General features: G+C 27.0%; 1 protein-coding gene. It reads left to right on the plus strand.

All coding sequences use genetic code 11. The features are described 5' to 3' along the window. The first annotated feature begins 63 nt into the window (after window positions 1-63). Window positions 64-1,263, plus strand: a complete 1,200-nt coding sequence (locus tag UIB65_RS06920) for an ATP-binding protein (protein ID WP_342674256.1) — start codon at window positions 64-66, stop codon at window positions 1,261-1,263. Window positions 1,264-1,694: the final 431 nt, after the last annotated feature.

Genomic DNA, 1,694 nt, shown 5'->3' on the forward strand with positions numbered 1-1,694 from the left:
CTGAAAAATTTATATGATAGTTATGATAAATTAATAATTATAAAAAGAAGTGTGATTTTAATGATTATTCAAAGAAAAGATTATATTGATAAAATCAATCCTTTTATAAATAAACATATCATTAAAGTTTTAATAGGAACAAGACGTTCGGGCAAGTCAACCATATTAAAACAAATTATTGATTCATTAATAAAACAAGGAATACCTGAAGATAATATTGTCTGGATGAACTTTGAATTAAGTGATTATTTTGAAATAGACAATATTGAAAAGCTTGAAGAGTTCATATCCAATAAAACGGAAAATATTGATGGCAAAATTTATCTGTTTTTTGATGAGATACAGGTTGTTCCCCAATGGGAAAAATTAATCAACTCTTACTTTGCAAAAGAAAATTATGACATATACATTACTGGATCAAACTCAAAATTGTTGTCCGGAGAGTTTGCCACATATTTGTCTGGCCGCTATGTGGAATTAAACATATATCCATTTTCTTTTAGGGAATATCTTGATTACTACGAAATTACCTCTGATTTTAAAACTCATTTTTATAGATATTTGGAAGATGGGGGCATGCCTTCCACATTTGACTATCGGGGTGGTGATAAAAGACTAATTTTAATTGATTTATACAATTCTATTGTCCTTAAAGATATAATTCAAAGAAATAATGTTAAAAATGTCGACTTGTTGGAAAGGATTATGAGATTTGTAATGTATAACATTAGCCAGCCATTTTCCGCAAATAAAATTCATAAAAGACTAAAGCAGGATATGGTAAACTTATCTGTAAATACAATTTACAATTATCTGAAATTCTTTGAAAATGCATGCCTGATTTATCAGGTAAAGCGCGAAGATTTACAGGGTAAAAGAATATTAAAATATGATGAAAAATATTATCTATGTGATTTGGGTTTTAGACAGGCAATAATAGGAAACAATCAACGGGATATCACTCGTGTAATCGAAAATATTGTTTATTTGGAACTTTTAAGAAGAGGATATGAAATCACCATTGGTAAAGTTGATAGCCTGGAAGTGGATTTTGTATGCAAAAAACAAAACAAACTCATTTACATTCAAGTTTCTTATTTATTGGCAAGTGAAGAAACTGTTGAAAGAGAATTTAAACCATTAAAGAGTATTCAAGATAATTATCCAAAATACGTAATAACCATGGATGATGTGGATATGTCTCATGATGGAATAATTCATTTGAATTTAATTGATTTTTTAAGGGATAATGAAGTGATTTAACATCCTGGAATCCATACTCTTTTTAGGAAGTATGTCCTTTGTTAGGGAGTTTATCAACTCTGAGTTGATAAACTCATTTTGGTTTTTAAATAATTATTTTGAAGATAGATAATACTTGTTTTTATTAAAAGTAGTAGATAATTCACCTACTTTTCGAGCATTATTTGTTCGTATTCTATCAAACAAAAATCGAAAAAGTAGTAGATAATTTGAAGTGTATTATGCCAACAGCAACATGAAGCTACTCTAAAAGTTATCTGGTATTGAAATATTATTCTAACTTGGTAATTTCGTTTTTATTTCTAAAAATTCACTAATTTTGTCAGAATTAGTATTTAATTAAGAATTGACTTAAAACACATTTATTCAAATATTTTGAATTAATATTCATGAAAAGAAAAAGTAGCTATTAATTATATATAATTTAAAAG

Source organism: Methanobrevibacter sp. (assembly GCF_036307625.1).
In the GTDB taxonomy this organism is placed as follows: Archaea; Methanobacteriota; Methanobacteria; order Methanobacteriales; family Methanobacteriaceae; genus Methanocatella.